Here is a 26,414-nt window from a genome sequence, read left to right as displayed (position 1 = left end):
CCTAGTGAGAGCTGATCATGGTTCCCACGCCGCGATCGGTCAGTATTTCGAGCAGGAGGCAATGTGGAACACGTCCGTCGACGACATGGACCGAGGTGACGCCGTTGCGGGCGGCGTCGAGCGCCGATGAGATTTTGGGCAGCATGCCGCCTGAAATGGTACCGTCTTCGAACAGTTCGTCGATGGTCTGGGCCGACAGGCTGCGCAGGAGATCGCCGTTTTTATCGAGCACCCCTGGCGTGTTGGTCATCATGACAAGCTTCTCGGCGCCCAGCACCTCGGCCATTTTCCCGGCCACCACATCGGCATTGATGTTGTAGGCGGTGCCGTCTTCGCCGTAGCCTATCGAGGATATGACCGGGATGAACTGGTCGTCCTGCAAAGCCTTGACCACGGCCGGCTCGATGCGCGTGATGTCGCCCACATAGCCGATGTCGAGCCATTGCCCCGGTTTGTCCTTGTCGGCCAGCATTTTCTTCTGCGCCTGGATCAGGCAGCCGTCCTTGCCGGTCAGGCCCACGGCTTTGCCGCCCGCTTCGTTGATCATCATGACGATATCCTGCTGGACTTGGCCGCCGAGCACCCATTCGACCACTTCCATGGTTTCGGCATCGGTGACGCGCATGCCCTGGACGAAGGTGCCTTCCTTGCCGATGCGTTTGAGGGCACTGTTGATTTGCGGCCCGCCGCCGTGCACCACCACAGGATTCAGGCCGACCAGCTTGAGCAACACGACATCGTGCGCGAAACTGCGTTGCAGATGTTCTTCCGTCATGGCGTTGCCGCCGTATTTGATGACCACGGTTTTGCCGTGGAAGCGGCGGATATACGGCAAGGCTTCGGACAGGACGTCGGCCTTGACCTTGGAGGTGTACGTGGAGGAATCGGAGGAAGACGATGTAGTCATGGCGGCAGGAGGAAAAGGGTTGATGTCTTCAGGCAGGGCTTGCCCACGTTCGAGCGCAATTGTAGCCCCGTAGCGAGACGCCGGGGACATGTAAAAAACCCGAGAGTCGCGTTGCGGTCTCGGGTTGATGGCGCACAGCGGATTGCGCCGGGATCAACTGGCAAGAGCCTTTTCGACGGTGTTTAAAAAGGCCGTCTTGTCGTAGTTGCCCAGGTAGCGCTTGATGATATGCCCCTGCTTGTCGATGAGGAACGCGGTTGGAGTCAGCCTGATGTCGCCGAAAGCCTTGGCGATCTGCCCCTGCGCGTCGATGGCTACCGGAAAGGGCAATTTGCGCGTTTCGGCGTAGTTTTTGACATAGTTAGGGGGATCGTATTGCATGGCCACGGCAATGGCTTCAAATCCCTTGGGCGCAAGCGCATCGTAGGTTTTGATCATATCGGGCATTTGCTGGATGCAGGTGACGCAGTCGGTGGCCCAGAATTTGACCAGCACAACCTTGCCGCGCAAATCCTGCGGTGTGATTTTCTGCCCGCTCAGCGAGACGAAGGTGACATCGGGCGCCGCCTTGGCGGAACCGGAGAACTGCCATAGACCGATGCCTGCCAGCGCAACCAGGACGACGAGACTGACTAAGGTTTTTTTCATTTGATGGGTAGGGCTTGTGCGCCGCCGGAAGTACCGCCTGGCGCCGGGGTTGAACTGGGAGCTGCCGCGTTATCTTGGACCGGAGCCGGTGTTTGCCGTTGCAGAAGGCTTTCCGGCGTGACGATCTCGAATAATTTTACTACTTTATTGACGCCGCTCACGCCCGACGCCGCGGTGGCTGCCATCTGGCCTTCGGCATCGGTAACCTTGCCCATCAGATACACGACGCCGCGCTCGGTGAGAACGACGATCGTGCGGGTTGGAACCCCCTTGGTGTCGATCAGCGCCGCGGTTACTTTGGAAGTGATCCAGGTGTCGTTGGTGCGCACGCTGAACGGGGTGATGTCGCCCACTCTCAGCTCGTTGATGACTTTCTTGACCTTTTCGATCTTGCTGGCGGTCTGTTCAGCCTGCTGCTTGATCTGTTCGGTGGGCACATCGCCCACGAGCAACAGCCAGCCCGCATACGAGGTGGAGTTTATGCGCCCTTTGTCGCCCACCAGTTTGTTCATTTCGTCGGCGGATTTGATCTGGATGGTTTTGTCTTCCACCTGCTCGCCGGTGGTACGGCGGTCGCTGGCGACCGAGGCAGTGGTGGCGGCCGCGCCGCCCACTACCAGCAGGCCGCAACCCGACAGCGAGGCGAGACTGAGCGTGGCCAGCGAGGCCAGCACGAGCGAACGGGCGGTGAAATGTTTGAGCTTAGGCATTACAAGGTGTCTCCCAGTAGCAAGGCGTCAATACCGTCACAGAGTGCATGCAGGAGCAGGATGTGGACCTCCTGGATGCGCATTGTGCGTTCATGCGGGACGCATAAGTGAATATCGGTTTCGTGCAGGAGGGAGCCGATTGTGCCGCCCCCCTTGCCGGTAAGGGCGATGATCGACATTTCGCGTTCGTGGGCGGCATCGATGGCCTGGACGACGTTGGCGGAGTTGCCGCTGGTGGAGATTGCGACAAGCACATCGCCCGGTTGTCCAAGCGCGCTGACCTGGCGTCCGAAAATGGCGTCGAAACCGTAATCGTTGCCCACCGCGGTCAGGATCGAGGTGTCGGTATTCAGCGCGACGCCCGCCAGCGGCAGGCGGTCGCGTTCGAAGCGGCCGACCAGTTCGGCAATAAAGTGCTGAGCATCGGCCGCCGACCCGCCGTTGCCGCAGGCCAGGATCTTGCCGTTGTTGGCCAGGGCGCCAAACAGCAGGTCGATAGCCGCCGCAAGTGGGGCGGCAAGCTCTTTGGAGCTGGCCTTGAAAGCATCGATGGCATCATCGAAGTGCGAGTTCATGCGTGATGTCATATCCATAGTGGGTATTATCTCATGTTCGACTGAAAAGAATGTCAACGGACGTAACGGATGGCCGTCGGCTTCACCAGGCGGCAAATGCATGTTTGAGCCAGTTTATGCCATCAGGTTCCACGGCCACCACATCGAAACGGCAGGGCGGAACCGCGCCGCCGAAGTATTGCCGGCTCAGGGCAGGCAAAAAATAATTTGCGGCCTTGATCAGGCGTTTCTGCTTTTCGGGGTTTACACTGGCTGCTGCGCCGCCATGGCTTCGGGAATGCCTGTGCCTGACCTCAATGAAAATCAGGACTGCGCCATCCAGGGCGATGAGGTCGATTTCACCGCTTTTGCAGCGCAGATTCTGCCTTACTATGGTCAGGCCGGCAGCTTCCAGGTGGCGCCTGGCATGTTGTTCCGCCTGCTGCCCGGCGCGTTGAGACGGCGACAGTACTGCGGTCGGACTCGCAGGAGACCTGGTTTTTGCGCGGGATAGTCGCCTGCGCCGTTTGCGTACGGCTTCTTTTTGGGCGGTTCGAGCCAGCGCATGAATGAATTGATCTTCGCCAGGCATGGCTATTGTCCTGTTTTAACGCTTATTTCCTAGTATGAGTGAAACTCCTGATTTTGTAGATTCCCAAACGACATGGAATCGTCTCACTGAACGTGTCGCAGGCCAGACCTGGCCTCAGGCTACGCTTTATGTGGTGGCTACCCCGATAGGCAATCTGGGCGATTTGAGTTTACGCGCCTGGCAGACGCTGGCGCGTTGCGATGTGATAGCCGCCGAAGATACCCGTGCGAGCCGCTCCTTGCTCGATGCCTGGGGGGTGAGAACACCTCTAATGACTGCGCACCGCCACAACGAGGCGGGTGCCGCCGAGGCGATTGTGGCGCGATTGGCCAGGGGGGAGCGTGTGGCGCTGATTTCCGATGCGGGGGCTCCCGCGGTCAGCGACCCGGGCGCCAGGATCGTTCGTGCAGTTCGCGAGGCGGGATATGGGGTTGTGGCGATTCCCGGCGCAAGCGCCGTCATTACGGCGCTTATGGCCAGCGGAGTTACGTCCGACGAGAATCCTGCCTTTGTATTCGCGGGGTTCATGCCGCCCAAGGCAACGGCCCGGCAAAAATGGCTGGCACGCTGGTGCGCCGTTGCGGCTCCGGTTGTGATGTTCGAGTCGCCTCACCGTCTTGAGGCCGCTGTCAGGGATTTGCTGCAAGTATGCGGCGCGGATCGTTTGCTGACGTTGGCCCGCGAGCTGACGAAGCGCTTCGAACAGGTGGTCACTTTACCCCTGGGCCAGGCGGCCGCCTGGCTGGCCGACGACGCGCACCGCAGCCAGGGCGAGTTCGTATTGATCGTGCACCAGCCACCCGCGGATCAGACGGCGGCAGAGGCCGATCCGCAGACGCTGGTATTGTTGGATGCCCTGCTGGAATCAGTGAGCGTGCGGGATGCCGCGCGGATTGCCGCCAAGGTAACAGGCGTGTCGCGCGATACGCTGTACGCGTTGGCGCTGGCTCGTCAACGCACCGCAATCGTGGACTGAGCCCCGGTTTCCTGCTGGATACGCACGGCCGCGTTAACGGCCGCGGTGCGGTTGGGGTACGGGCCGATCTGTACACGGAACAGATTGTTGTCGGTTTCCACCCGGGCCGGCCGGCTTTCTATCTGACCGATTTTCTGATTGAGCTTCTGCGCCATGTGTTGAGCGTTTTCCGAACCGCTGAAGGCGCCGAATTGCAGATAGATCTGGTTGTTCCCGACATTCATCGCCTGTGCGGAGTTGTTGGAGTAGGCAAGCAATGCCGGCCTGGGAGTGTTGGCGGGCGTGCTCTCGGGCGCCCTGGCGAATTGCGGCGTGGGTGTGGCGGGCGCGGCTTCGTTTGAGGTGGGGTCGGGCGGCGTTGACGAGGCATCTTCCCGTGTGCCTTGCAGGGCAGCCATGACATTGGGCGTAGGTTCGGCGACGGCCACGGCGGTGGCGGGAGCTGTTTCGGGGATGGTGCCCCCGGCCGCGGCAATGTCGTCGATATGCGTTTCACCCCTGGCAATATCCTGGTTGGTGATCGCGTCGACAATCACTTCGCCGCTCCCGGGGCCGATAATGCCCAGCTTTGCCGCGGCGACATACGACAGATCCATGATACGGCTGCTGTGGAAGGGCCCGCGGTCATTGATGCGCACAATGACGGATTTGCCGGTTCCGACCCGGGTGACCCGGGCATAGCTGGGAATCGGCAATGTGGGATGGGCTGCCGTCATGGCGTACATATCGTAGGTTTCGCCATTGGAGGTTTTTGCGCCGTGGAATTTTTTTCCGTACCAGGAAGCGATGCCGCGCTGCCGGAAGGGGCGGTCCGAGCTCAGCGGAACGTAGCGTTTGCCGAAAACGACGTAGGGCTTGCTGGTGGCGCTGGAATGGGTTTCGATGCGGGGGACAGCATCTGGAATGGCATCGATATTGGAGGGGGGATGGGCGCCTGGGCCGTCGTCTTTATAGTATCCGCCGCCTCGTGTGCGTGTCGTCGAGCAGCCTGCCAGGACAAGCAGGCATGTCAGCGTCAGGGCCGCGGTGATCGTACGTAATGGCGTCGTCATGGGATGTGGGAGGGAGGCTGGTTGCGATGCCGCACCAGAAGCGGGGAGTGGTCGGCAAACCGCCTTGCGAGCTGTTCCACGACGTAAACCGATCGGTGCTGCCCACCTGTGCACCCTATGGCGACGGTCAGGTAGTTGCGGGTGTCCTGCATGTACAGGGGAAGCCAGCGCCGGATGAATCCGGCAATATCCTCGACCATGGTCTCGACGCTGCCAAACTGGCTCAGCCATTTTGCGACAGGTTCGTCTTTCCCGGTCAGTGGCCGCAAGGCCTGGTCGTAATGAGGATTGGGCAGGCAGCGCACGTCAAAGACCAGATCGGCGTCTCCGGGGACGCCTCGTTTGTAGGCAAACGACTCGAATGTCAGGACCACGGCGGCGCGGTCGGCTTGAACCAGATCGCGCACCCAGGCGCGCAACTGGCCGGGCGTGAGGTCGGACGTGTCGATGACGTGCTCTTGCTCGCGCAGCGGGGCCAACAGCTCGCGCTCGGCATTGATGCATTCCTGCAGCGATGGGGTCGTGCCGCCTTGCTGCAGCTTGTCGGTAAGCGGATGGCGCCGGCGCGATTCGGAATAGCGCTGCTGCAGCGTATGATCGTTGGCATCCAGGAAAATGACCCTGAAGGCCGTGCCCATGGCGCGCAGGCCGGTGATGACATCGGGCAGTCCGGCGAGTTCGCCGGGCGAACGTACGTCGATGGCGACAGCGACGCGCTCAAGGCCGTCTTCCCGGGTGCTGGCGATAAAATCGTGGAGAAACCGGACGGGCAGGTTATCGACGCAGGTATAGCCGGCGTCTTCGAGCAGGCGCAGCGCGACAGACTTGCCCGAACCTGAAATACCGGTAATAAGAACGATACGGAGCATGACGATAAAAAGGTTCCACTAAAAACGGCTGGTGGACGGGCGGCAACCCGCTTGCCTTATTCTAAATGACTCGGACGGGCCGTGTTAAGAGGGCCCGGCTTGAGGCTTACTCTTTGCGGCTGTTCTCCATAATGGCCAGAGCTTGCCGTTCGATGAACTCACCCATGGTATCGATGCCGCGCAGCGCGAGAATCGTGTTGCGCACGGCTGCTTCGACCAGTACCGCCAGATTGCGGCCCGCGGCAACCTGCAGCATGACACGCCGTATGGGCACGCCCAGTATGTCTTGCGTAAGGTCCTGCATGGGCAGGCGCTCGAAAGCATCGGCCGTCGAGCGCACCAATTGCACCACGAGCTTCAGTTTCATTTTCCGGCGTACCGAGGTTTCGCCGAAAATGGTGCGGATATCGAGCAGGCCCAGACCCCGTACTTCGAGCAGATTCTGCAGGAGCGAGGGACACATGCCTTCTATCATGTTCGGGGCGGTGCGCGACAGCTCGACGGCATCGTCGGCAACCAGGCCGTGGCCGCGCGATATCAGTTCGAGAGCCAGTTCGCTTTTCCCCAGGCCAGACTCGCCGGTAATCAGCACACCCACGCCCAGTACATCCATGAATACACCATGCACGGTGGTTTTGGGCGCCAGCCGCTTGCCCAGATAAATTCGCAACAGGTCGATCAGTTGGGCCGCATCGATGGAGGTGCTCAGCAAGGGGATTTGCTGCAAATTGCAGAATTCGCGCAAATCTTCGGGAACCGGCATGCTTTCGGCGATAAGAATGGCGGGCACGCCGCCCACGACCAGATCTTCGAGATGATGGATACGCCGCTTGGTGTCGAAACGGGTGTAATAAGACAGCTCTTCCTTGCCGAAAACCTGTATGCGGGAGGGGTGAATCAGGTTCAAGTGGCCCACCAGGTCGGCCCCGGACATGCCGACGTCGGGGATCAGGCGATGCGCGGCCCCCAGTCCGGCCACCCAGGTAAAGGAGATCTTGTCGGCATTGTCACTAACGAGTTCTTGGATGGTGAGCATGGCGGTGTTTTTTTAGACTGGCGAGTCGGTGGTGAGCAGGGTGTGAATCACAGAGACGTCGGTTTCGGTTGCCAGCGATTGGCGCAATGCCGGGCTGGAGACCAGTTTGGCTATTTCGGCCAGCAAGTCCAGGTGCAGTTGGGTCGCGGTTTCAGGCACCAGCAGAAAAAACAGCAGGTTTGCGAGCCGGCCGTCGCTGGCATCGAAACGTACCGGGCTGGCGAGCCGGATAAAGGCGGCACAGGGCTCCTTGAGGCCTTTGATCCGGCCGTGCGGCACAGCAATATGATGGCCCAGCGCGGTCGAACCCAGGCGTTCGCGCGCGATCAGGCTGTGAAACACCGAGGTCCGCGCAATGCCGTGGTGGTTTTCAAAAAGCAGACCTGCTTGCTCGAAAGCCCTTTTTTTGCTGGTAACGGCCAGGTCGAGCACAACGTTTTGCGGTGGCAGGATACGTGACAGTAGGTTCATGTGACCCATTATATGGGCTTATCGAAAACCATATAAAAAAGAACGAAAATCCACGGGCGATCAACCCTGGATGGTGCTTTTTAGGTACAAGTGTTTGCAACGCCATGACTCAACCGAAACAGCGATTGGAGCCATGGCAAGTTTGCAAGGTCAAGCCCGGCCTGCTTGCCCTGGTGTGGGGCCAGCGTGCGTGGTCTGCTTGGGTTTATTCGACGGGGGCTTCTTGTCGTTTGACGGGTTCGTGTGCGTGATTCTGGATTTTACTTTTGTATTTTATGACCTGACGGTCGATTTTGTCGGCCAGAAGGTCAATAGCTGCGTACAGATTCTCGTCGTTTGCTTCGCAATGGATATCTTTGCCGCGTAGTCGCATGGTGACTTCGGCGGTGTGCTTCAGGGGCTCTACCGAGAGCATGACCTGGGTGTCGATGACGCTATCAAAGTGTCGAGAAACTCGGGCCATTTTATTCATGACGTACTCATGGATGGCGGGGGTTACTTCGAGGTGACGACCGCTAATGCTCAGGTTCATACTGTGCTCTCCTATAAAAAAACACGGATGCGCGACGACGCGCGTTTTTGAAATAAATTGCTCTCCTTGTAATGAAATGGCAATGACTTCAGTTTATAGATTATGCAAACTAAATCAAGTGGGCCGGGGCCGGCACGAATCCCCGGCCGGCACGGTTGCGCAGGGGCGGCCCTTGTGGTGGCCCTGGGCAGTGCGTAATAACAATTACATCTTGAAATTCTTGCCCAGATACACTTTGCGTACGGCTTCGTTGTCGATGATTTCGCTGGGATGCCCGTTGGTCAGGACCTTGCCTTCGCTGATGATGTAGGCCCGGTCGCAAATGCCCAGGGTTTCGCGTACGTTATGGTCGGTGATCAATACGCCGATGTTGCGGCTTTTCAGGAAATGCACGATGCGCTGGATTTCGATGACGGCAATAGGGTCTACGCCGGCAAAAGGTTCATCAAGCAAAATGAAGCGGGGATGCGTGGCCAGCGCGCGCGCGATTTCAACACGGCGCCGTTCCCCGCCCGATAAGGAAATGGCCGTATTGCGGCGTATGTGTCCGATTTGCAATTCGTCGATCAGGGATTCCAGGTTTTCACCGATGGTGGCCGAGGAGATGGGGCGTCCGTCTTCTTCGACCTGAAGCTCGAGTACGGCGCGTATGTTTTCTTCGACCGTCAGGCGCCGAAACACCGAGGCGTCTTGCGGCAGGTACGACAAACCCATACGCGCGCGCTTGTGCATGGGCAAGCCGGTGATCGATGTGCCGTCGATTTCGATGCGCCCGGCATCCGTTGGAATAATTCCGACAATCATGTAGAAGCTGGTTGTTTTGCCGGCGCCATTGGGGCCCAGCAGGCCCACGACTTCGCCGCTGTCGACGGCCAGGGACACATCGTGCACGACGGTGCGTTTGCCGTAGGTTTTTCGCAAGCCTGTAGCACGCAGGCTGCGATGAGGAAGCTGCGGTGCCGAAGCGTGGCCGGCCGGTGGGGAAGATGACATAAATTATTGTTTGCTTATAGAAATGGGCGGGGCGTTTTCAGCCCTTGGCCGATTTTTTGCTGCATTCGGCAACCGCCGCATCGATTTTGGCGCCGGGCTGGGCCACGGAGCGCACGCGGCCGCCTGCCGCCGCCGAATTGGGGCCGCCATAGGCCTCGTAGATGTCGGTTTTCTGGTTGTACTTGACGCGTTCGCCGCTGATGGTGTCAAAAGGCTTGCCGCATACAAAGCGAGTGACTACGGCTTTGCCTATCATTTCGAAGTCGTCGGTTTTGCCGTTGTATTCGGCGCGCAGGCCCTTGGCTTCGATGACTTCGTATTTGGCGGGGTTTTCCTGGCGTACGAAAACCAGCTTGTTGGGGCCGACGGTGGCCGTGCCGTATTGAAAGCCGTTGGCGTCTTCGTGCATGGAGAGCGTATCGGAACGCAGCGTCATGAGGCCACGGGTCATGACGACGTTGCCGGTAAAGACGCTTTCCTTTTTGAGGTCGTTGTAGTTCAAGGTGTCGGACAGGACCAGGGTGTCGGGTTCTTCTGCCGGCTTCTTGCCCGTTTTGCCAGGCGCCTTGGCACTGCCTGGTTCAGCCTTGGGGGGTGCGGTATTGCCCGCGGCCGGCTGATGGGCCGCGGACGCGGCGTACGCTGCATTGCCCGCAAGACCGGACAGCACTATTGACGCGACTAGCCATGCCGAGAGTAAAAGGGGGCGTCGTGGATTCATGGTTTCGTTTTGCGCGAGGGTTTGGAGTTTCGTTGATTTTGAGTGTCCTGGCCCGATATCTTGACGTCGGTAGCCGAGTACACCTGCAGGGTTCGGGTTTTGTTATCGTAACGCATCCCTTTGCCGTTCATGGTCGAGTTGCCGTTGACCACCAGGGCGGGCAGGTCGGTAAAAGCGACGTCTTTGTCTGGAAGCAAGGTCAGTTGCTGGCTGGTGACGTCAAGAGCGGCATGATCTTTATCGGCAAGGCGGTGCAGGTGCGCGTCGCCCTGCATGATAATCCGTGCGCCATCCTGATCCATGACAGCCACTTTGGATGTGCCTATGGTGACCGGCGAGCCGGGTTGCTGGCCTATGGCTCGCGCGGTGGTGACTTTGTACGAATTGTCGTCGGGGTAGTGTTGCATGTATACCCCTTCGAGCCGGTTGATGGGGGTTCCGGCGGCGTCGGTACGCACCATGACGAATTGATCGGCCCAGGAGTCGGGTTCGTGGGTCAGGCGCCGGGGTGGGTCGACCGGGATGGAGCGCTGGGCATAGTCGGCCGCCCACCAGGTTCCAAAAACCAGAGCGATGAGCAGAGCGAATGCGATGAAGGTGGGAATGCGGTCTTTCATTGAATTTATTGCGTGGGCCCGCTCGTTGTGAAGGGGCGGGAGGCAAAGAATGTGCGCAGGCGCCCTTGGGCGGCCAGGATGACGTCGCAGCATTCGCGCACCGCCCCAAAGCCGCCGGCCGTCGCAGTGACCCAATGGGCGGCCTGCGCCACGTAAATCGGGGCGTTGGGCACGCTGATGGCCAGGCCTGCACGCTGCATGGCGGCAAGGTCGATGATGTCGTCGCCCATGAAACCGACCTGTTCCAGAGTGCAGCCGTGCTGCTGGGCCAGGGCGACCAGGGCCGTGGCTTTGTCGCGTACGCCCTGCAGCACGATCGAGATGCCCAGTTCGGCTGCCCGGCGCGCCAGGATCGGACCCTGGCGCCCGGTGATGAGGGCTATGGTGATGCCGCTTTCACGCAGCAGCGAAAGCCCGTGCCCGTCCAGGACATTGAAGCTCTTGAAGGCTTCGCCATGCTCGCCGTACCACAGGCGCCCGTCGGTCAGGACGCCGTCGACGTCGAAAGCCATGATCCGGATCCGGTTGGCGCGTTCTATGACGGCCGGCGCGATTTTGGCCAGAACCAGAGCCTCGGCGGGGTGAGGGACAGTGGGAGATTTCATGATCAGATGACTTTCGCGGCAAGGAGGTCGTGCATGTGCAGAGCCCCTAATAATAGCCCGGTATTGTCGACCACGAGTATCTGGTTGAGGCGCCCCGAATCCATCAGTGTCGCCGCTTCGACCGCCAGCGCGGTGGGCGGAACGCTTTTTGGGTGCGGGCTCATGCCGTCGGCCACCGTCAGGGGGCGTATATCGCCGTGGCGGGTAATCAGCCGGCGCAGGTCGCCGTCGGTAAAGATGCCTATCGGGCGATTGTCCTTGTCGATGACGATGGTCATGCCCATGCCCTTGCTGGACATTTCCTGGAGCGCATCGGTTACGGCCGTGCCGGTGTGCACGATGGGCAGGGCGCTGCCCTGGCGCATGACATCGCGCACCAGCGTCAGCAGGCGGCGGCCCAGCGCGCCGCCCGGGTGGGACCGGGCAAAATCTTCGGCGGTGAAGCCCCGGGCCTCGAGGCAGGCCACGGCAATGGCGTCTCCCAATGCCATGGAGGCGGTTGTGCTGGCGGTGGGCGCCAGATTCAAAGGGCATGCTTCTTGTTGCACATGCACATCCAGGTGCAGGTCGGAGTTCCGGGCAAGTTCGGATTGCGGGTTGCCGGTGATGGCGATGAGCTGGATGCCCATGCGTTTGGTCACCGACAGGATGGTCAGCAGCTCTTGGGCGGTGCCCGAGTAGGACAGGGCCAGCACGATATCCTGGGCGGTCAGCATGCCCAGGTCGCCGTGTATGGCTTCGGCGGCATGCATGAAAAAGGCCGGTGTGCCGGTGGATGCCAGTGTAGCGGCAATTTTCTTGGCGATATGGCCCGATTTCCCTATGCCGGTTACCACCACGCGGCCCTGGCAGCCAAGCATCATGGAGACCGCGCGGGTAAACGAGTCGTCTATGCGGGCATCCAGCGCTTGCAGCGCTGCGATTTCGATGCCTAGCGTGCGGTGCGCCGAAGCAATAATGTCGGATGAGACGGGAGCCGGTGTGGATTTCATGGCTGGATTTTAAACGCAGTCGGGCAAGTTCTGCGATTTGTGCGGTCGAGTCCGTTTCGCCGTGTTTCAGTCGGGTTGCGGAACATGCCGGGCCCCGCCGGTTTTGCCGCTTGTGTGCCTGGCATTTTTTGGCTATATTCTGTTTTTACAGTTATTTCGGTAATTACTGAAAGAAAAGAAATCATGATACTAGGTCCGCAGGCCGAACGATTTGTATTGCACTTTGGCGAGATGGGTAGCCGCTGGGGAGTCAACCGCACCGTAGGGCAGATATATGCCCTGGTGTTTTTGTCTCCCAGGCCGATGAATGCCGACGAGATTGCCGAAACGCTGGGCTTCTCGCGCTCCAATGTCAGCGTGGGCATTCACGAACTGCAGTCCTGGCGTCTGGTGCGCATGGTGCATCAGATTGGCGATCGGCGCGATTATTTCGAATCGCTCAAGGATGTCTGGGAAATTTTCCGTGTGCTGGTCGAAGAAAAACGCAAGCGTGAAATCGATCCTACGCTGACTTTGTTGCGGGGATCCCTGCTTGAAAAGCCCGCCGATGCCGACGAGGCTTATGGCCAGCAGCGCATTACTGAAATGCTCGAGCTCATCGAGCTCAGCACTGCCTGGTTCGATGAAGTTCAGCGCTTGCCGCCCGAAACTCTCGAAAGCCTGATGCGGCTCGGCAGCAAAGTACAGAAAGTTTTAGGGTTTGCCGGAAAGTTGCGCAGCAAATAAATCACTGGGGAGCATTGCCATGCCTGATTTCGACGTGGTCACTCTGTCGCGAATCCAATTCGCCGCGACGGTGATGTATCACTTTCTGTTTGTGCCTCTGACCTTGGGGCTGTCATTTCTGCTGGCCATCATGGAAAGCATCTATGTGATGACCGGGCGCGACATCTGGCGTCGCATGACGCTGTTCTGGGGTACCTTGTTCGGCATCAATTTTGCGCTGGGCGTGGCGACCGGCATTGTGATGGAGTTCCAGTTCGGCATGAACTGGGCCTATTACAGCCACTATGTAGGAGATATTTTCGGCGCTCCGCTGGCAATCGAAGGCCTGATGGCGTTTTTTCTCGAAGCCACGTTTGTGGGCTTGTTTTTCTTCGGCTGGGACCGTCTGTCCAAGACGGGTCACCTGGCAGTCACCTGGCTGGTCGCTCTGGGGACGAACCTGTCCGCTCTATGGATCCTGATCGCCAATGGCTGGATGCAGAACCCGGTGGGTGCCATCTTCAACCCCCTGACCATGCGCATGGAAATGACCGATTTCGCAGAGGTCATCTTTAACCCGGTGGCGCAGGCCAAGTTTGTTCATACGGTCAGCGCGGGCTATGTCATGGGCTCCGTTTTTGTGATGGGCGTGAGCGCCTGGTATATGTTGCGCGGTCGCCATTTCGAGATGGCCAAGCGTTCCATGGTGGTGGCGGCCAGTTTCGGCCTGGCCTCGGCCCTGTCGGTGGTGGTCCTGGGCGATGAAAGCGGCTACCTGACGACCGAGCATCAGAAAATGAAGATTGCCGCCATTGAAGCGATGTGGCAAACCGAGCCGGCACCGGCCAGTTTCAATTTGTTTGCCATTCCCGACCAAGCCACGGAAACAAATCGTTTTGCAGTCGAAATTCCATATCTGATGGGTATTATCGGCACTCGGTCCTTGACCACACCCCTGTTGGGAATTGACGATCTGGTCAAGCGTGCCGAAGTGCGGGTAAAAAACGGCATCGTGGCCTACGACGCGCTGCAAAAGGTTCGGGCAAGCCCGCACGATGCCGCGGCGCGCAAGCTGTTCGACGACAACTGGCGCGACCTGGGCTATGGTTTGCTGCTCAAGCGCTATAGCGCCGATATCAGCAAGGCCACCCCCGCGGATATTGCCCGGGCGGCCAAGGATACGGTTCCCCAGGTGGCTCCTTTGTACTGGACTTTCAGGATCATGGTGGGCCTGGGTCTGTATTTCATTCTGTTTTTCGCCGTGGCGTTCCTGCTGGCATCCACCGGGCGGCTGCAAAAATATCCGCGCTTCCTGAAATTTGCCGTATGGACTCTGCCTTTGCCGTGGATCGCCATCGAGTGCGGCTGGTTTGTGGCCGAGTTCGGCCGCCAGCCCTGGGTGATTGAAGGCGTGCTGCCCACCTACTATGCGGCATCGGGGCTGACGGTGGGCGATCTGGCGCTCAGCCTGGGCATATTTCTGGTGCTCTACACCATTCTGGCGATTGTTGGCGCCAAGGTCATGCTGCATGCCATCAAGGCCGGACCCAGCGACGGGACTGGCGCGCGACAAGCCTCGCTGGCGGCAGCCCTGGCGCCGGCGCTGCCGGCAACCGAATAGGAGCAAATTTCATGGAACAGCTTATTCCTTTCGACTATTCGACTTTGCGAGTGATCTGGTGGGCGCTGCTGGGCACGCTGCTGGTCGCCTTCACCGTCATGGACGGATTCGATCTGGGCATGGCAACGGTCCTGCCTCTGGTCGCCAGGCAGGATATCGAACGCCGTGTCGTGATCAACGTTGCCGGTCCGGTCTGGGAGGGTAATCAGGTTTGGCTGATTACCGGGGGAGGAGCGGTTTTCGCGGCATGGCCCCTGTTGTATGCGTCGGCCTTCTCGGGGTTCTATCTGGCCATGATGCTTTTGCTGATTGCGCTGATCCTGCGTCCGGTCGGATTCAAATATCGCAGCAAAATGCCCTCGCGGCGGTGGCGCCGCGCCTGGGATGCTGTGTTGTGCGGTTCGGGACTGATTGCCTCGCTGGTGTTCGGGGTGGCGGTGGGAAATGTAATGATCGGCGTACCGTTCGGCTTCGAGGCCGACTCCATGCGCCCCCTCTACCAAGGCGGATTTTTTGATCTGTTCACGCCGTTTCCCTTGCTGTGCGGTCTATTGAGCGTGTGCATGCTGGCCATGCACGGCTCGGCGCTGTTGTTCTGGAAAACCGATGGCGCATTGGCCGCGCGGGCTCGAACTGCCGGCAGCCTGTTTGCGCTGGCGTCTCTGGTGCTGTTTGCGTTGGGTGGTTGGTGGGCGGCGCATGGCCTGGTCGGTTTTTCGATTACCAGCGCCATCGACCCCAATCAGCTGTCCAATCCCTTGGCCAAGTCGGTGGTCGCCATGCCCAGTGCGTGGTTTCACAATTACGCCTTGTGGCCGGCGATGTGGATAGCGCCCATCCTTGGTCTGGGCGGTGCCGTTCTGGTGATCCTGGCGCTGCAACTCAGAATCGCGGCGGCGGCGTTCCTGTCCTCAGCCCTGAGTGTGGCCGGAATTGTGCTGACCTTCGGGTTTTCGATATTTCCGTTTTTGCTGCCTTCCTCGCTCGACCCTCATGCAAGCCTGACCATCTGGGACGCGTCCTCCAGCCGTCTGACCCTGTGGGTCATGCTGCTGGCAACTGCTGTTTTACTGCCGATTGTCTGCCTGTATACCGCTTGGGTATACCGGGTCATGCGCGGCAAGGTCACGTCGGCATCTGTCGGCGATGCCCCGCATGCCTACTAACTTTGAATCGTATAGGGTGTCTGTATGTGGTATTTTTCGTGGATCCTGGGACTGGGACTGGCCTGCGCGTTTTCGATTCTGAATGCAATGTGGTTCGAATTGCGCGAAGGCGAATCGCATAATCCCCGCAACCTTGGCGCATTTACAGATCATCAGGCTTGAGTGCCGAGTCGCGGAACGCCATGCCGGGTTCTGAAAATGGCCCAGGCCTGTCGTCGTCCCGGCTGACCCGCCATCAGTCGCGCTGGTTGTCGTCGCTGATACGGCTGATCCCCCTATACATGGGGTGGGCATTTCTGGCTCCGATCGTCGCGGGCCTGCTTTTGCTGGTTCAGACGTGGTGGCTGGCCCAGGTGCTTGGACTGACCATAGGCGGGGGGCTGCCGCTGGCCGCGGCATCATCCATGATTTATTCGATTGTGCTTCTCATCGTGTTGCGGGCCGTCATTGTCTGGTCGGGCGAGCGGGCGGCCAGCCGAGGCGCTGAAAAAATCAAGACCCGGCTCAGGCTGGCACTTTTCGAGCAAATGCTGGCGCGCGGCCCTCAATGGACCCGGCAAGGAATTTCCGGAGAGCTGGCCAGCACCGTGATCGAGCAGGTTGAAATACTCGATGGCTTTTTTATCCGCTACGTGCCGTCGGCGATTGCCGCCCTGTTCTTGCCGTTGGCGTTTGGCATTGTGCTGTTGCCGGTGGACTGGATTGCGGCGCTTATTCTGCTGTTGACCGCGCCGCTCATTCCCGTCTTCATGGCGCTGGTGGGTTGGGGTGCCGAGGCGGCAAGCCGCAAGCATCAATTGGCCCTGGCGCGTTTATCCGGATTTTTCGCTGATCGCCTGCGCGGTGCTTTTACCCTCAAGCTTTTTGGCCGCGCCCAGGCTGAAATTGAAACGGTGCGCCTGGCCAGCGAGAGCCTGAGCAGGAAAACCATGGCGGTGCTGCGTATCGCTTTCCTGTCGTCGGCCGTACTGGAATTTTTCGCGGCCCTGGGCGTGGCTGCCGTGGCACTTTACGTAGGCTTGAGCTATCTGGGCTACCTGGACCTGCGTTCCAGTGCCTTGACACTGCCTCTGGGCTTGTTTTGCCTGCTTCTTGCCCCCGAGGTCTACAACCCCTTGCGGCAGTTTGCGGCGAATTATCATGATCGCGCGGCGGCCCGTGCCGCGGTCGGGCATATCGCCGCGGCGTTTGACGTTCTGCCTGAAGTGAGTCTGGGGGACAAGCGCGAGCTGTTGTTTCCCGGGGCGACTCCAAACTCTTGTGTGCCCGACGCCGCGCCTTTTGTCGATCGGGAGACGGCTCAGGCGGTATCGGTGCGGTGCGTGACGATTCCCGCATCGGGCCGCGCGACGATACTGAACGAAGCGAGCTTTGCCCTGGGCAAGGGTGAGAAAGTGGCTCTCATGGGAGCAAGCGGGGCGGGCAAAACCAGCCTGCTCGAGGTTTTGGTGAATTTGCGGGAGATTGGCTCCGGCGAAATCCGGCTCTTTGGCCGGCCTTTGCATCAATGGCCGAATGTCGAATTGCGGCGCCGCGCAGTGCTGATTGCCCAGCGGCCGTTTTTCCTGCCGGGCTCAATTGCCGACAATCTCAGATTGGCCAGGACGGATGCTTCCGAGCAGGCTTTGTTCCAGGCTCTGGAATCGGCTTGTGCGAAAGAATTTGTCATGGCTTTGCCGCAAGGGCTGCAAACCGTACTCGGCGCCCAGGGTTACGGTCTGTCGGGCGGGCAATTGCATCGATTGGCGCTGGCCCGCCTGTTCTTGACTTCCCCCGACTTGATTCTGCTCGATGAACCGACTGCGCATCTGGATGCGGCCAGCCGCGACCGGCTCATGGATTCGCTTCTGGAATTTGCGGCCGATCGCACATTGCTGGTGGCTACGCACGATCCTTGTGTGGCGGATCGTTTGGGGCGTATTTTGCGGATACATGAACATCAGGTGTCGGCATGAAAGCCCTGGTGCTGCTGTGGCCCTGGTTCGCGCAGCGTTGGCGCGCCCTGTTGGGGGCGCTGTCGCTGGCGATGCTGACGCTGGCCGCAGGCATGGGTTTGCTGTCGGTGTCGGGCTGGTTTCTGACTGGAGCCTTTTTGGCGGGGGCCTCGATTGCCTTCAATCTGTTTGCTCCTTCGGCCCTGGTGCGCGGCTTTGCCTTTGTACGCATCGGCTCCCGTTATGCGGAGCGTGTGGTCGGACATGCCGCCACCCTGGGTTTGCTGGCCGATATGCGCACTACCGTGTTTGGCCGGATCATGGGTTTGAGCCCGGGCCAGTTGGCCGGCTATCAAGAAGGGGATCTGGTGGCTCGCCTGGTGGGCGATATCGATGCACTGGATACGCTGTTCCTGCTGGTGATTGCACCGGTTCTTGCGGCGCTGACCCTGGGATTGGCATTCAGCCTGGTCTTGGGAGGGCTGGTGCCGTTAATGGGCTGGCTGGTATTTGCCGCTTTGCTGCTTGGCGTTTGCGTGATCCCCTACCTGCTGGCGCGTTGGGCCAGGGTTCCGGGGGCCTACGCCCAACAGGCCGCGGCTCAAGCCAGGACGCTTATGCACGATGCGATTGCCGGCCATGTGGATTTGGCGGTTTTTGCCGCGGAGCCCCAGGCGACGGCGCGGTTTCAAATGGCTGTACAACAACTTTCCAGTGCGCGCGACAGCCTGTCGGCGATTGGTTCGGCGGGGCAGTTGATGCAGCAGTTGGTAGCCGGGTTTTGCGTAGTGGTGCTTTTATGGCTCGGGCTGGTGGCGTTTCAAGCCCACATCCTGAGCGGCCCGGTCTGGGCCGGCTTGTTGCTTGGGGCGCTGGGCTTGTTTGAAGTGTTGGGGCCGTTGATGCGCGGTGCGGCCCGGCTGGGGACGGCCGCGGCTGCGGCCGTCCGCGTGCGGGCTATCCTGCGCGATCAGGCCGCGGTGCCCGAGGTGGATGATCCGCGACCCCTGCCGCGGAATGGGGCGATCCAACTGTCCGGCCTGCGATATGCCTATCCTGGCGCGCGCGATCGCAAGGTATTGGAGGGTGTGGACTTGCTTGTTCGCGAAGGGGAGCGCGTTGCCATCGTAGGGGTAAGCGGATCCGGCAAATCGACGCTGCTGTCCCTGTTGATGCGCATAGTCGATCCGGACGCGGGCGCGGTCGAGTACGGGGGCGTCCCGGTAAGCCAGGTCAGGCTGGCGGAATTGCATAGTCGCATCACCCTGCTGTCGCAGAATTCGCCGGTGTTTCTTGGGACGCTGCGCAGCAATATGCTTATCGGCAAGCCCGACGCCAGCGAGGCTGAGCTCTGGCAAGCGCTGGAGCACGCTGGCTTGGCCGAGTTCGTCAGGACGCTGGAAATGGGCCTCGATACCTGGGTGGGCGAATCGGGTTGCCGGTTGTCGGTTGGACAGGTGCGACGCTTATGCCTGGCGCGCACCTTGTTGACGTCGGCCCGGGTGTGGTTGCTGGACGAGCCGACCGCCGGCCTGGACGAGCGGGCCCAGCGGGCTTTCTTTGCCGATCTGGCCAGGGTGGCCATAGGCAAGACGGTGATTCTGGCAACGCATGCCGAGATCCCGCCCGGCACCGTCGACCGGATAGTGCGCTTGGGCGATGGTGTCCTGGGCCCGGTCTGAGGCAAAGGTGTGACGCGTTTTGTAACAAATGTGTTCGTGCACGCTTTGCCCGCACGGGCAAGGTATAGTGAGCCTTGCCTCCGTTCCGCTTTCTGGCCAATCCCATGAGTACTGATCCCGTCGACTACATTCGCAACACGATTCGCAGCGTACCCGATTGGCCCAGGCCGGGGGTCATGTTTCGCGACATCACGCCGGTACTGCAGGATCCGCGCTCGTTTCGCGTGCTGATCGACTTGTTTGTGTATCGCTATATAGGCCAGCGGCTGGATCTGGTGGCGGGTGTCGATGCCAGGGGTTTCATCCTGGGATCGGTATTGGCGTACGAGCTGAATCTGGGCTTTGTGCCGGTGCGCAAAAAGGGCAAGCTGCCGTTTCGCACCGTGGCCGAGGAATATACGCTGGAGTACGGCAACGCGACCGTCGAGATGCATACCGATGCCGTGCGGCCCGGGCAGCGGGTTTTGCTGATCGACGACCTGGTCGCCACCGGCGGCACCATGATGGCCGCCACCAAATTGCTGCAGCGCCTGGGAGCCAATGTGGTTGAGGCCGCCGCCATTATCGACCTGCCTGAGTTGGGCGGCTCGCAAGCGGTCAGGGCCACCGGCCTGCCGTTGTACACCGTCTGCAGTTTTTCCGAAACAGCGCCCTGAGGGGCAGTTTCTACAGGAACAATTGATACGCCGGGTTGTCGGTCTCGTTCCAGTACGGGTAGCCCAGGGTTTCCAGGAAATCCTTGAAGTGTTTTTTGTCGCGGGGTGGGACCTGGATGCCGACCAGAATCCGGCCGTAGTCGTCGCCCTGGTTGCGGTAGTGGAACAGGCTGATGTTCCAGTCGGGGTTCATGGCATTGAGAAACTTCATCAGGGCCCCGGGACGCTCCGGGAATTCAAAACGATACAGCACTTCATTTTCGCTCAAGGCCGAGCGTCCGCCCACCATATAGCGCAAATGCGCCTTGGCCATTTCGTCGTGCGTCAGGTCCAGCGCAGGAAAGCCCTTCTTGCGGAAATTCGCCGCGATTTTATCGGCCTCCGGCAGGGAGGAGATCTGCAGGCCGACGAATACGTGGGCTTTTTCAGAGTTGGAAATGCGGTAATTGAATTCGGTGACGCTGCGGTTTCCAACCGCTTCGCACAGGCCGCGGAAGCTGCCGTGCTTTTCTGGCAAAGTGACCGCAAAGATGGCTTCGCGCGCTTCGCCCACTTCGGCCCGTTCCGCCACAAAGCGCAATCGGTCGAAGTTCATGTTGGCGCCGCAGGTAATGGCGACTATGGTTTTGTTTTTCCATTTGTTCTGGGCCGCGTAGCGCTTTGCGCCGGCCAGCGCGAGGGCGCCGGCGGGCTCCAGGACGCAGCGGGTGTCCTGGAAGACATCCTTGATGCCGGCGCAAATGGCGTCGGTGTCGACGGTGATGAAGTCGTCGACGTATTTGCGCGTCAGCCTGAAGGTTTCCGCGCCGACCAATTTGACCGCGGTGCCGTCGGAGAACAGGCCCACGTCGGTAAGCTCGATGCGTCGCCCGGCCTTGATGCTGCGGATCATGGCGTCGGAGTCGGTGGTTTGCACGCCTATGATCTTGATCTCGGGACGCAATTGTTTGACATACGCGGCCACGCCCGAGATCAGGCCGCCACCGCCTATGGCCACGAAAATGGCGTCGATCGGACCGGAGTGCTGGCGCAGGATTTCCATCCCCACCGTGCCCTGTCCGGCGATGACATCGGGGTCGTCAAAAGGATGCACGAACGTCAGTTTTTCTTTCTTTTCCAGCTCTTTGGCGTACAAGTACGCATCGGAAAAGCTGTCGCCCATCAGGATCACTTCACCGCCGAAGCCACGTACCGCATCGATTTTGACTTGCGGAGTGGTGGTGGGCATGACAATGACCGCGCGGCAGCCCAGGCGCCGGGCCGACAAGGCCACACCCTGGGCATGATTCCCCGCCGATGCCGCAATAACGCCATGCTTGAGTTCGGCCGCGCTCAAATTGGCCATTTTGTTGTAGGCCCCGCGCAGCTTGAAACTGAAAACCGCCTGAGTATCTTCACGCTTGAGGAACACCTTGTTATTAATTCGTGCCGATAGCTGGGGGGCCAGTTCCAGAGATGATTCGACGGCAACGTCGTAAACTTTCGAGGTGAGTATGCGCTTTAGATAGTCGGTTGACATGGTGAGGAGAAAGAAGGGGCCGATGCAGAAAAAATACAAAGAAGCAGATTACCACATGGCGATTCCCGGCATGGGCAGGGCAAAGTCGCGTAAAGTCTCGGTTTCGCAAGCCTGCGCCGGTCGAGGCTAAACTACCGCACTATGGAAACTTGGCTGGAATCTTCGATACAGTGGTTATTGCTTGCCCTGGCGCTGCCCAAAGTGGGCCTGAGCGCTATTTTTCTTGTCAGCCTGGTGTCGGCGACCTTGCTGCCGATGGGCTCCGAGCCGGCTGTTTTCGCTTACGTCAAAATGGCTCCCGACATGTTCTGGCCGGCGATGCTGGTTGCCGCCGCGGGCAATACGCTGGGCGGCATGATTACCTACGGTGTCGGCGAGGCGGCGGAAAAAGCCTATAGGCGCTGGCACGAGAAGCATGGGCATTTGCCCGAGAGCCAGGCTGGCCTTCGGCACAAGGCGGGCGGGCGCTGGCATGCTCAAATCAGCCGCTGGTCGCATCGAGTAGGCCCACCCATTCTTTTTTTCGCCTGGCTGCCGGTTGTGGGGGATCCTTTATGTGCCGTAGCCGGCTGGATGCGCTTGTCGTTCTGGCCCTGTGTTTTTTACATGGCGGTGGGCAAGTTTTTGCGCTATGTGGCCCTTACCGGAGGACTCCTGTGGGTTTTTCCGCATGCGTGACGCATGCGGCCTTGGCCCGGGCCCATCGGTTTTGCGCTGGAATCGATTAAAATCGGGCCTGGATCTGAAAGCTTGAAATATCTAGTCCCGTGTCGGGAAATACCGCTGTGTTAAGGTGTTAACCCTTACACTGTCTCTTTAATGGCTTTTCACTTTTTCAACGCCATGAACGCGCCCCTTGCCAGTCATTTGCTTTGCACTACGGCCCCTCTGGCCGATACGCCTCGCCTGCGTGAAATTCCCTACAACTACACGTCTTTTTCCGACCGCGAAATCGTTTCCCGGCTGCTCGGCGAAGATGCCTGGCAGTGGCTCTCGGATTTGCGCGACGAGCGCCGTACAGGCCGTTCGGCGCGCATGCTGTTTGAAGTGCTTGGCGACATATGGGTGGTTCGGCGCAACCCCTATCTGCAGGACGATCTGCTCGACAATCCCAAGCGGCGCCGGCTGTTGATCGAGGCCCTGAACCACAGGTTGACCGAAATCGATCATCGCCGCGATGCCGGCGATACAAGCCGCGACGACAAAGTGGCGCGCCTGCTGCATGCGGCGCGCAGGGCCGTGACGGCGTTCGAGAGCGAGTTCGTACAGACACATGATTTGCGCAAGCAAGTGTTGCGCCGACTGGCGCGCGCCACGGCCAAGGACAATATCAAATTCGACGCCTTGTCGCGCGTTTCGCACGTTACCGATGCGACCGACTGGCGTGTCGAATACCCGTTCGTGGTGCTGACCCCCGATTCCGAAGCCGAGATGGCAGCCCTGGTGCGCGGTTGCATCGAACTGGACATGACCATGATTCCCCGCGGGGGCGGCACCGGCTATACCGGAGGAGCCATCCCGCTGTCATGGCGCTCGGTGGTCATCAATACCGAGAAACTCGACACGCTGGGTGCGGTCGAGGCAAGCTCCCTGCCGGGGCTGGCCGAGCCGGTCACCACGGTTCTGTCCGGCGCCGGTGTGGTTACCAAGCGGGTTGCCGAAGCGGCCGAAGCCGCCGGTTTCGTCTTTGCGGTCGATCCTACATCGGCCGATGCCTCGTGCGTGGGTGGCAATGTCGCCATGAACGCGGGCGGCAAAAAGGCTGTGTTGTGGGGCACTGCGCTCGATAACCTGGCCTGGTGGCGCATGGTCGACCCGGAAGGCAATTGGCTCGAAGTGACGCGGCTGGAGCACAACCTGGGCAAGATCCACGACGTTGCGCAGGCTCGATTCGAGTTGCAGTGGTTCGACGGCAACTCGGCTCCCGGCGCCCGCCTGCTGCGCAGCGAAATACTGACCATCGACGGTTCGCGTTTCCGCAAAGCGGGCCTGGGCAAAGATGTGACCGACAAATTCCTGGCGGGCTTGCCGGGTGTGCAAAAAGAGGGCTGCGATGGCCTGATTACCTCCGCGCGCTGGATCCTGCATCGTATGCCTAGCCATACACGCACGGTTTGCCTGGAGTTTTTCGGGCAGGCCCGGGATGCCATTCCATCCATTCTCGACGTCAAGGGCTATCTCGATGGCGAAGGCCGCGAACGCGGCGCCATCCTGGCCGGGCTGGAACATCTGGACGAGCGCTATTTGCGCGCCGTGGGCTATGCCACCAAAAGCAAACGCGGCGGCTTTCCGAAAATGGTCCTGTTCGGCGATATCGTCGGCGACGATCCCGATGCGGTAGCCGTGGCGGCCAGCGAGGTGGTGCGCATTGCCAACACGCGTCACGGCGAGGGCTTTGTAGCGGTCAGTGCCGAGGCGCGCAAGAAATTCTGGCTCGACCGTGCGCGTACGGCCGCCATCGCGCGCCATACCAATGCCTTCAAGATCAACGAAGATGTGGTGATTCCCCTGAATCGCATGGGTGAGTACACCGATGCGATCGAGCGCATCAATATCGAGCTGTCCACGCGCAACAAGCTGCGCCTGCTCGATCAGCTTGAGTCCTTCCTGAATGGCGATTTGCCCATAGGTAAAAGCGAAGATCTTGAAGATGCCGAGCATACGCGCGATGAAATACTGGCGGCCCGTACGCACGATGCCATCCAGACCCTGCACGCGGTTCGCGAGCGCTGGTCATGGTTGCTGAAAAATCTCGACATGCCGCTTGCGCAAGCGCTTCCGGCACTGGAAAGTCAGGGCTTGGGCCACCTTGCCGCGGCCCTGGGCGAGCGGCTGGCCGCGCAACCCGAGGCGAGGCTATTCGATGTGGTGCAGGACCGCAGCATACGCATCTCCTGGAAAGTCGAAGTGCGCGCTCTTATGGAACGCTATTTCGCCGGAACCGACTTCGCCGCAGTGCTGGCCGAACTGCAGGCTATCCATGACCGGGTTCTCAAGGGCCGGGTGTTCGTAGCGCTGCACATGCATGCCGGCGACGGCAATGTGCACACCAATATTCCGGTCAATTCCGATAATTACGATATGCTGCGCGAGGCCAACGAAACAGTGGCCCGCATCATGCAGATCGCGCGTGATCTCGATGGCGTGATTTCCGGCGAGCATGGCATAGGCCTGACCAAGTACGAATTCCTGACGCAAGAAGAGCTTCAACCGTTCCAGGACTACAAGCGCCGCATCGATCCCAGTGGGCGTTTCAATGCCGGCAAGCTCATGCCGGGCGCCGATTTGCGGCATGCCTGGACCCCCAGCTTCAATTTGCTGGGCTATGAATCCTTGATCATGCAGCAAAGCGAGATTGGCGCCATTTCTCATGCCATCAAGGATTGCCTGCGTTGCGGCAAATGCAAGCCGGTCTGTGCGACCCATGTGCCGCGTGCCAATCTGCTCTATTCGCCGCGCAACAAGATTCTGGCCACTTCGCTGCTGATCGAAGCGTTTTTGTACGAAGAGCAGACCCGGCGCGGCGTTAGCCTGAAGCACTGGGAAGAATTCGAAGACGTTGCCGATCATTGCACGGTGTGTCACAAATGCTATAACCCCTGTCCGGTCGATATCGATTTCGGCAATGTGTCCATGGACATGCGCGCCTTGCTGCGCCGCATGGGCAAGAAGTCCTTCAACCCAGGCACTACGGCCGCGATGTTCTTTTTGAACGCCAAGGATCCGCGGGTTATCAAGGCAACGCGCAAGGCCATGATCGATGTGGGCTACAAGGTGCAGCGCCTGGCCCACGACTTTTTCTCGATGCCGTCCCGCAAGCAGACGGCGCATCCGCCGGCAACTTTGGGCAAGGCGCCGATACGCGAGCAGGTGGTGCATTTCGTCAACAAAAAAATGCCGGGCGGTTTGCCTAAGCAGACGGCGCGCAAGCTGCTCGATATCGAAGATGCGGATTACGTGCCCATCATCCGCAACCCGGCGTCCACATCGCCGGAAAGCGAAGCTGTGTTTTATTTTCCTGGTTGCGGTTCGGAGCGTTTGTTTTCGCAAGTGGGGCTGGCTACGCAGGCCATGCTGTGGCATGTGGGTGTGCAAACTGTCCTGCCGCCCGGCTATCTGTGCTGTGGTTATCCGCAGCGCGGCAACGGCATGTACGACAAGGCCGAAAAAATCATTACCGATAATCGCGTGCTGTTCCATCGCATGGCGACCACGCTGAATTATCTGGATATCAAGACGGTGGTGGTCAGTTGCGGTACTTGCTACGATCAGTTGGCCGGCTATGAATTTGAAAAGATCTTTCCCGGTTGCCGGTTGATCGATATTCACGAATATCTGCTTGAAAAAGGGATGCAGATTCAGGGCGTCAAGGGTGTGCGCTATATGTACCACGATCCGTGCCATACTCCGCTGAAGCTGCAGGATCCCATGAAAACGGTTAAATCGCTGGTGGGCGACAGCACCATCAAGGCCGATGGTTGCTGCGGCGAATCGGGCACTTTGGCGGTGTCGCGCCCCGACATTTCCACGCAGGTGCGGTTCCGCAAGGAAGAGGCGCTTGCCAAGAATACGGCTGCGATACGGGCCGACGGTTTCGAGGGCGAGGTCAAGATACTGACTTCCTGTCCGTCATGCCTGCAGGGCTTGTCCCGTTTTGAAGGGGATACGGGCATGGAGGCGGATTACATCGTGATTGAAATGGCGCGGCATATTCTGGGCGAGGGCTGGATGGAGTCGTATGTGAAAGAGGCCAATGCCGGCGGGATAGAGAGGGTGTTGGTGTAGGGGAGTGATGACGCCCCGCTCGGGGCTGTTTTGCCTTTTTATGGCGGCCATATTCGTTCTTAAGACGCGGG

Annotated in this window: 26 protein-coding genes; 10 read left to right on the top strand and 16 right to left on the bottom strand. The window is 59.8% G+C overall.

Features of this window, described 5'->3' with window-relative positions:
• Position 1: 1 nt before the first annotated feature.
• From argB to ACYVIS_RS04185, 5 genes are all read right to left on the bottom strand, one after another.
• Complete coding sequence (gene argB, locus ACYVIS_RS04205) at positions 2-907, bottom strand: acetylglutamate kinase (RefSeq protein ID WP_232744674.1); 906 nt, start codon at positions 905-907, stop codon at positions 2-4.
• 153 nt (positions 908-1,060) lie between these two features.
• Complete coding sequence (locus ACYVIS_RS04200) at positions 1,061-1,555, bottom strand: peroxiredoxin family protein (RefSeq protein WP_232741236.1); 495 nt, start codon at positions 1,553-1,555, stop codon at positions 1,061-1,063.
• Positions 1,552-2,265, bottom strand: coding sequence for a BON domain-containing protein (locus ACYVIS_RS04195; RefSeq protein ID WP_460873349.1), 714 nt, complete (start codon positions 2,263-2,265; stop codon positions 1,552-1,554). The genes ACYVIS_RS04200 and ACYVIS_RS04195 overlap by 4 nt, the downstream gene beginning before the upstream one ends.
• Positions 2,265-2,858 carry a phosphoheptose isomerase gene (locus tag ACYVIS_RS04190; protein ID WP_460873348.1) on the bottom strand — a complete coding sequence of 198 codons (594 nt, stop codon included), beginning with the start codon at positions 2,856-2,858 and terminating at the stop codon, positions 2,265-2,267. Before ACYVIS_RS04190 ends, ACYVIS_RS04195 begins: the two co-directional genes overlap by 1 nt.
• Before the next feature lie 64 nt (positions 2,859-2,922).
• Positions 2,923-3,411 carry a YraN family protein gene (locus ACYVIS_RS04185; RefSeq protein ID WP_460873347.1) on the bottom strand — a complete coding sequence of 163 codons (489 nt, stop codon included), beginning with the start codon at positions 3,409-3,411 and terminating at the stop codon, positions 2,923-2,925.
• Positions 3,412-3,445: 34 nt separating this feature from the next.
• On the opposite strand from ACYVIS_RS04185, the gene rsmI reads away from it, so the two are divergent.
• On the top strand, positions 3,446-4,387 hold the full coding sequence (rsmI, locus tag ACYVIS_RS04180; RefSeq protein WP_460873346.1) for a 16S rRNA (cytidine(1402)-2'-O)-methyltransferase: 942 nt from the start codon (positions 3,446-3,448) through the stop codon (positions 4,385-4,387).
• Here rsmI and ACYVIS_RS04175 read toward each other — a convergent pair.
• The 10 genes from ACYVIS_RS04175 to ACYVIS_RS04130 all read right to left on the bottom strand — a co-directional run bounded on the left by ACYVIS_RS04175 (position 4,363) and on the right by ACYVIS_RS04130 (position 12,275).
• Positions 4,363-5,439 carry a septal ring lytic transglycosylase RlpA family protein gene (locus ACYVIS_RS04175; RefSeq protein ID WP_460873345.1) on the bottom strand — a complete coding sequence of 359 codons (1,077 nt, stop codon included), beginning with the start codon at positions 5,437-5,439 and terminating at the stop codon, positions 4,363-4,365. The genes rsmI and ACYVIS_RS04175 overlap by 25 nt on opposite strands.
• Positions 5,436-6,308: an RNase adapter RapZ gene (rapZ, locus tag ACYVIS_RS04170; protein WP_232741230.1), complete on the bottom strand. Its 873-nt coding sequence runs from the start codon at positions 6,306-6,308 to the stop codon at positions 5,436-5,438. Before rapZ ends, ACYVIS_RS04175 begins: the two co-directional genes overlap by 4 nt.
• A 106-nt stretch (positions 6,309-6,414) precedes the next feature.
• Entirely contained in the window at positions 6,415-7,344 is a 930-nt protein-coding gene (gene hprK, locus ACYVIS_RS04165) for an HPr(Ser) kinase/phosphatase (protein WP_232741229.1), read from the bottom strand.
• A gap of 12 nt (positions 7,345-7,356) precedes the next feature.
• Complete coding sequence (locus ACYVIS_RS04160; protein WP_232741228.1) at positions 7,357-7,815, bottom strand: PTS sugar transporter subunit IIA; 459 nt, start codon at positions 7,813-7,815, stop codon at positions 7,357-7,359.
• A 205-nt stretch (positions 7,816-8,020) separates the two neighbouring features.
• Positions 8,021-8,347, bottom strand: coding sequence for a ribosome hibernation-promoting factor, HPF/YfiA family (gene hpf / locus ACYVIS_RS04155; protein WP_232741227.1), 327 nt, complete (start codon positions 8,345-8,347; stop codon positions 8,021-8,023).
• A gap of 204 nt (positions 8,348-8,551) precedes the next feature.
• A complete protein-coding gene (lptB, locus tag ACYVIS_RS04150; RefSeq protein WP_232741226.1) occupies positions 8,552-9,340 on the bottom strand; it encodes an LPS export ABC transporter ATP-binding protein in 789 nt (262 codons plus the stop codon).
• 37 nt (positions 9,341-9,377) lie between these two features.
• Positions 9,378-10,061, bottom strand: a complete 684-nt coding sequence (lptA, locus tag ACYVIS_RS04145) for a lipopolysaccharide transport periplasmic protein LptA (RefSeq protein ID WP_460873344.1) — start codon at positions 10,059-10,061, stop codon at positions 9,378-9,380.
• Positions 10,058-10,678, bottom strand: a complete 621-nt coding sequence (lptC, locus tag ACYVIS_RS04140) for an LPS export ABC transporter periplasmic protein LptC (RefSeq protein WP_232741224.1) — start codon at positions 10,676-10,678, stop codon at positions 10,058-10,060. Before lptC ends, lptA begins: the two co-directional genes overlap by 4 nt.
• 5 nt (positions 10,679-10,683) lie before the next feature.
• Complete coding sequence (locus ACYVIS_RS04135) at positions 10,684-11,289, bottom strand: KdsC family phosphatase (protein WP_232744673.1); 606 nt, start codon at positions 11,287-11,289, stop codon at positions 10,684-10,686.
• Positions 11,286-12,275, bottom strand: coding sequence for a KpsF/GutQ family sugar-phosphate isomerase (locus ACYVIS_RS04130; RefSeq protein WP_232741223.1), 990 nt, complete (start codon positions 12,273-12,275; stop codon positions 11,286-11,288). Before ACYVIS_RS04130 ends, ACYVIS_RS04135 begins: the two co-directional genes overlap by 4 nt.
• 183 nt (positions 12,276-12,458) lie before the next feature.
• Here ACYVIS_RS04130 and ACYVIS_RS04125 point away from each other — a divergent pair, with 183 nt between their 5' ends.
• The 7 genes from ACYVIS_RS04125 (at position 12,459) to ACYVIS_RS04095 (ending at position 20,039) form a co-directional block, all read left to right on the top strand.
• On the top strand, positions 12,459-13,001 hold the full coding sequence (locus tag ACYVIS_RS04125; RefSeq protein WP_232741222.1) for a GbsR/MarR family transcriptional regulator: 543 nt from the start codon (positions 12,459-12,461) through the stop codon (positions 12,999-13,001).
• Positions 13,002-13,020: 19 nt separating this feature from the next.
• Positions 13,021-14,601, top strand: a complete 1,581-nt coding sequence (locus ACYVIS_RS04120) for a cytochrome ubiquinol oxidase subunit I (protein WP_232741221.1) — start codon at positions 13,021-13,023, stop codon at positions 14,599-14,601.
• An 11-nt stretch (positions 14,602-14,612) separates the two neighbouring features.
• A complete protein-coding gene (gene cydB, locus ACYVIS_RS04115; protein WP_460873343.1) occupies positions 14,613-15,767 on the top strand; it encodes a cytochrome d ubiquinol oxidase subunit II in 1,155 nt (384 codons plus the stop codon).
• A gap of 24 nt (positions 15,768-15,791) precedes the next feature.
• Entirely contained in the window at positions 15,792-15,929 is a 138-nt protein-coding gene (gene cydX, locus ACYVIS_RS04110; RefSeq protein WP_232741219.1) for a cytochrome bd-I oxidase subunit CydX, read from the top strand.
• A 20-nt stretch (positions 15,930-15,949) separates the two neighbouring features.
• On the top strand, positions 15,950-17,722 hold the full coding sequence (gene cydD / locus ACYVIS_RS04105) for a thiol reductant ABC exporter subunit CydD (protein WP_460873342.1): 1,773 nt from the start codon (positions 15,950-15,952) through the stop codon (positions 17,720-17,722).
• Entirely contained in the window at positions 17,719-19,383 is a 1,665-nt protein-coding gene (cydC, locus tag ACYVIS_RS04100; protein ID WP_232741217.1) for a thiol reductant ABC exporter subunit CydC, read from the top strand. Before cydD ends, cydC begins: the two co-directional genes overlap by 4 nt.
• 104 nt (positions 19,384-19,487) lie before the next feature.
• On the top strand, positions 19,488-20,039 hold the full coding sequence (locus ACYVIS_RS04095) for an adenine phosphoribosyltransferase (RefSeq protein WP_232741216.1): 552 nt from the start codon (positions 19,488-19,490) through the stop codon (positions 20,037-20,039).
• Positions 20,040-20,049: 10 nt separating this feature from the next.
• Here the strand turns inward: ACYVIS_RS04095 and ilvA are convergent, their stop codons facing one another.
• Entirely contained in the window at positions 20,050-21,558 is a 1,509-nt protein-coding gene (ilvA, locus tag ACYVIS_RS04090) for a threonine ammonia-lyase, biosynthetic (protein WP_232741215.1), read from the bottom strand.
• 141 nt (positions 21,559-21,699) lie between these two features.
• On the opposite strand from ilvA, the gene ACYVIS_RS04085 reads away from it, so the two are divergent.
• Positions 21,700-22,236: a YqaA family protein gene (locus ACYVIS_RS04085; protein WP_460873341.1), complete on the top strand. Its 537-nt coding sequence runs from the start codon at positions 21,700-21,702 to the stop codon at positions 22,234-22,236.
• Between the two features lie 165 nt (positions 22,237-22,401).
• Positions 22,402-26,343, top strand: coding sequence for a DUF3683 domain-containing protein (locus tag ACYVIS_RS04080; protein WP_460873339.1), 3,942 nt, complete (start codon positions 22,402-22,404; stop codon positions 26,341-26,343).
• Positions 26,344-26,414: the final 71 nt, after the last annotated feature.

The organism is Paralcaligenes ginsengisoli, assembly GCF_054781135.1.
Note: the sequence above shows the minus strand (reverse complement) of the source record. Positions and strands in the feature narration are given on the sequence as shown.

Coding starts and splice junctions, on each gene's coding strand:
- rapZ (WP_232741230.1), bottom strand. CDS start 6,308: ATGCTCCGTATCGTTCTTATTACCGGTATTTCAGGTTCGGGCAAGTCT.
- ACYVIS_RS04095 (WP_232741216.1), top strand. CDS start 19,488: ATGAGTACTGATCCCGTCGACTACATTCGCAACACGATTCGCAGCGTA.
- lptB (WP_232741226.1), bottom strand. CDS start 9,340: ATGTCATCTTCCCCACCGGCCGGCCACGCTTCGGCACCGCAGCTTCCT.
- ACYVIS_RS04160 (WP_232741228.1), bottom strand. CDS start 7,815: ATGAACCTACTGTCACGTATCCTGCCACCGCAAAACGTTGTGCTCGAC.
- ACYVIS_RS04175 (WP_460873345.1), bottom strand. CDS start 5,439: ATGACGACGCCATTACGTACGATCACCGCGGCCCTGACGCTGACATGC.
- hpf (WP_232741227.1), bottom strand. CDS start 8,347: ATGAACCTGAGCATTAGCGGTCGTCACCTCGAAGTAACCCCCGCCATC.
- ACYVIS_RS04125 (WP_232741222.1), top strand. CDS start 12,459: ATGATACTAGGTCCGCAGGCCGAACGATTTGTATTGCACTTTGGCGAG.
- ACYVIS_RS04190 (WP_460873348.1), bottom strand. CDS start 2,858: ATGGATATGACATCACGCATGAACTCGCACTTCGATGATGCCATCGAT.
- cydB (WP_460873343.1), top strand. CDS start 14,613: ATGGAACAGCTTATTCCTTTCGACTATTCGACTTTGCGAGTGATCTGG.
- cydX (WP_232741219.1), top strand. CDS start 15,792: ATGTGGTATTTTTCGTGGATCCTGGGACTGGGACTGGCCTGCGCGTTT.
- ACYVIS_RS04200 (WP_232741236.1), bottom strand. CDS start 1,555: ATGAAAAAAACCTTAGTCAGTCTCGTCGTCCTGGTTGCGCTGGCAGGC.
- cydC (WP_232741217.1), top strand. CDS start 17,719: ATGAAAGCCCTGGTGCTGCTGTGGCCCTGGTTCGCGCAGCGTTGGCGC.
- lptC (WP_232741224.1), bottom strand. CDS start 10,678: ATGAAAGACCGCATTCCCACCTTCATCGCATTCGCTCTGCTCATCGCT.
- ilvA (WP_232741215.1), bottom strand. CDS start 21,558: ATGTCAACCGACTATCTAAAGCGCATACTCACCTCGAAAGTTTACGAC.
- ACYVIS_RS04130 (WP_232741223.1), bottom strand. CDS start 12,275: ATGAAATCCACACCGGCTCCCGTCTCATCCGACATTATTGCTTCGGCG.
- rsmI (WP_460873346.1), top strand. CDS start 3,446: ATGAGTGAAACTCCTGATTTTGTAGATTCCCAAACGACATGGAATCGT.
- cydD (WP_460873342.1), top strand. CDS start 15,950: ATGCCGGGTTCTGAAAATGGCCCAGGCCTGTCGTCGTCCCGGCTGACC.
- ACYVIS_RS04085 (WP_460873341.1), top strand. CDS start 21,700: ATGGAAACTTGGCTGGAATCTTCGATACAGTGGTTATTGCTTGCCCTG.
- ACYVIS_RS04080 (WP_460873339.1), top strand. CDS start 22,402: ATGAACGCGCCCCTTGCCAGTCATTTGCTTTGCACTACGGCCCCTCTG.
- argB (WP_232744674.1), bottom strand. CDS start 907: ATGACTACATCGTCTTCCTCCGATTCCTCCACGTACACCTCCAAGGTC.
- hprK (WP_232741229.1), bottom strand. CDS start 7,344: ATGCTCACCATCCAAGAACTCGTTAGTGACAATGCCGACAAGATCTCC.
- ACYVIS_RS04120 (WP_232741221.1), top strand. CDS start 13,021: ATGCCTGATTTCGACGTGGTCACTCTGTCGCGAATCCAATTCGCCGCG.
- ACYVIS_RS04185 (WP_460873347.1), bottom strand. CDS start 3,411: ATGCCTGGCGAAGATCAATTCATTCATGCGCTGGCTCGAACCGCCCAA.
- lptA (WP_460873344.1), bottom strand. CDS start 10,061: ATGAATCCACGACGCCCCCTTTTACTCTCGGCATGGCTAGTCGCGTCA.
- ACYVIS_RS04195 (WP_460873349.1), bottom strand. CDS start 2,265: ATGCCTAAGCTCAAACATTTCACCGCCCGTTCGCTCGTGCTGGCCTCG.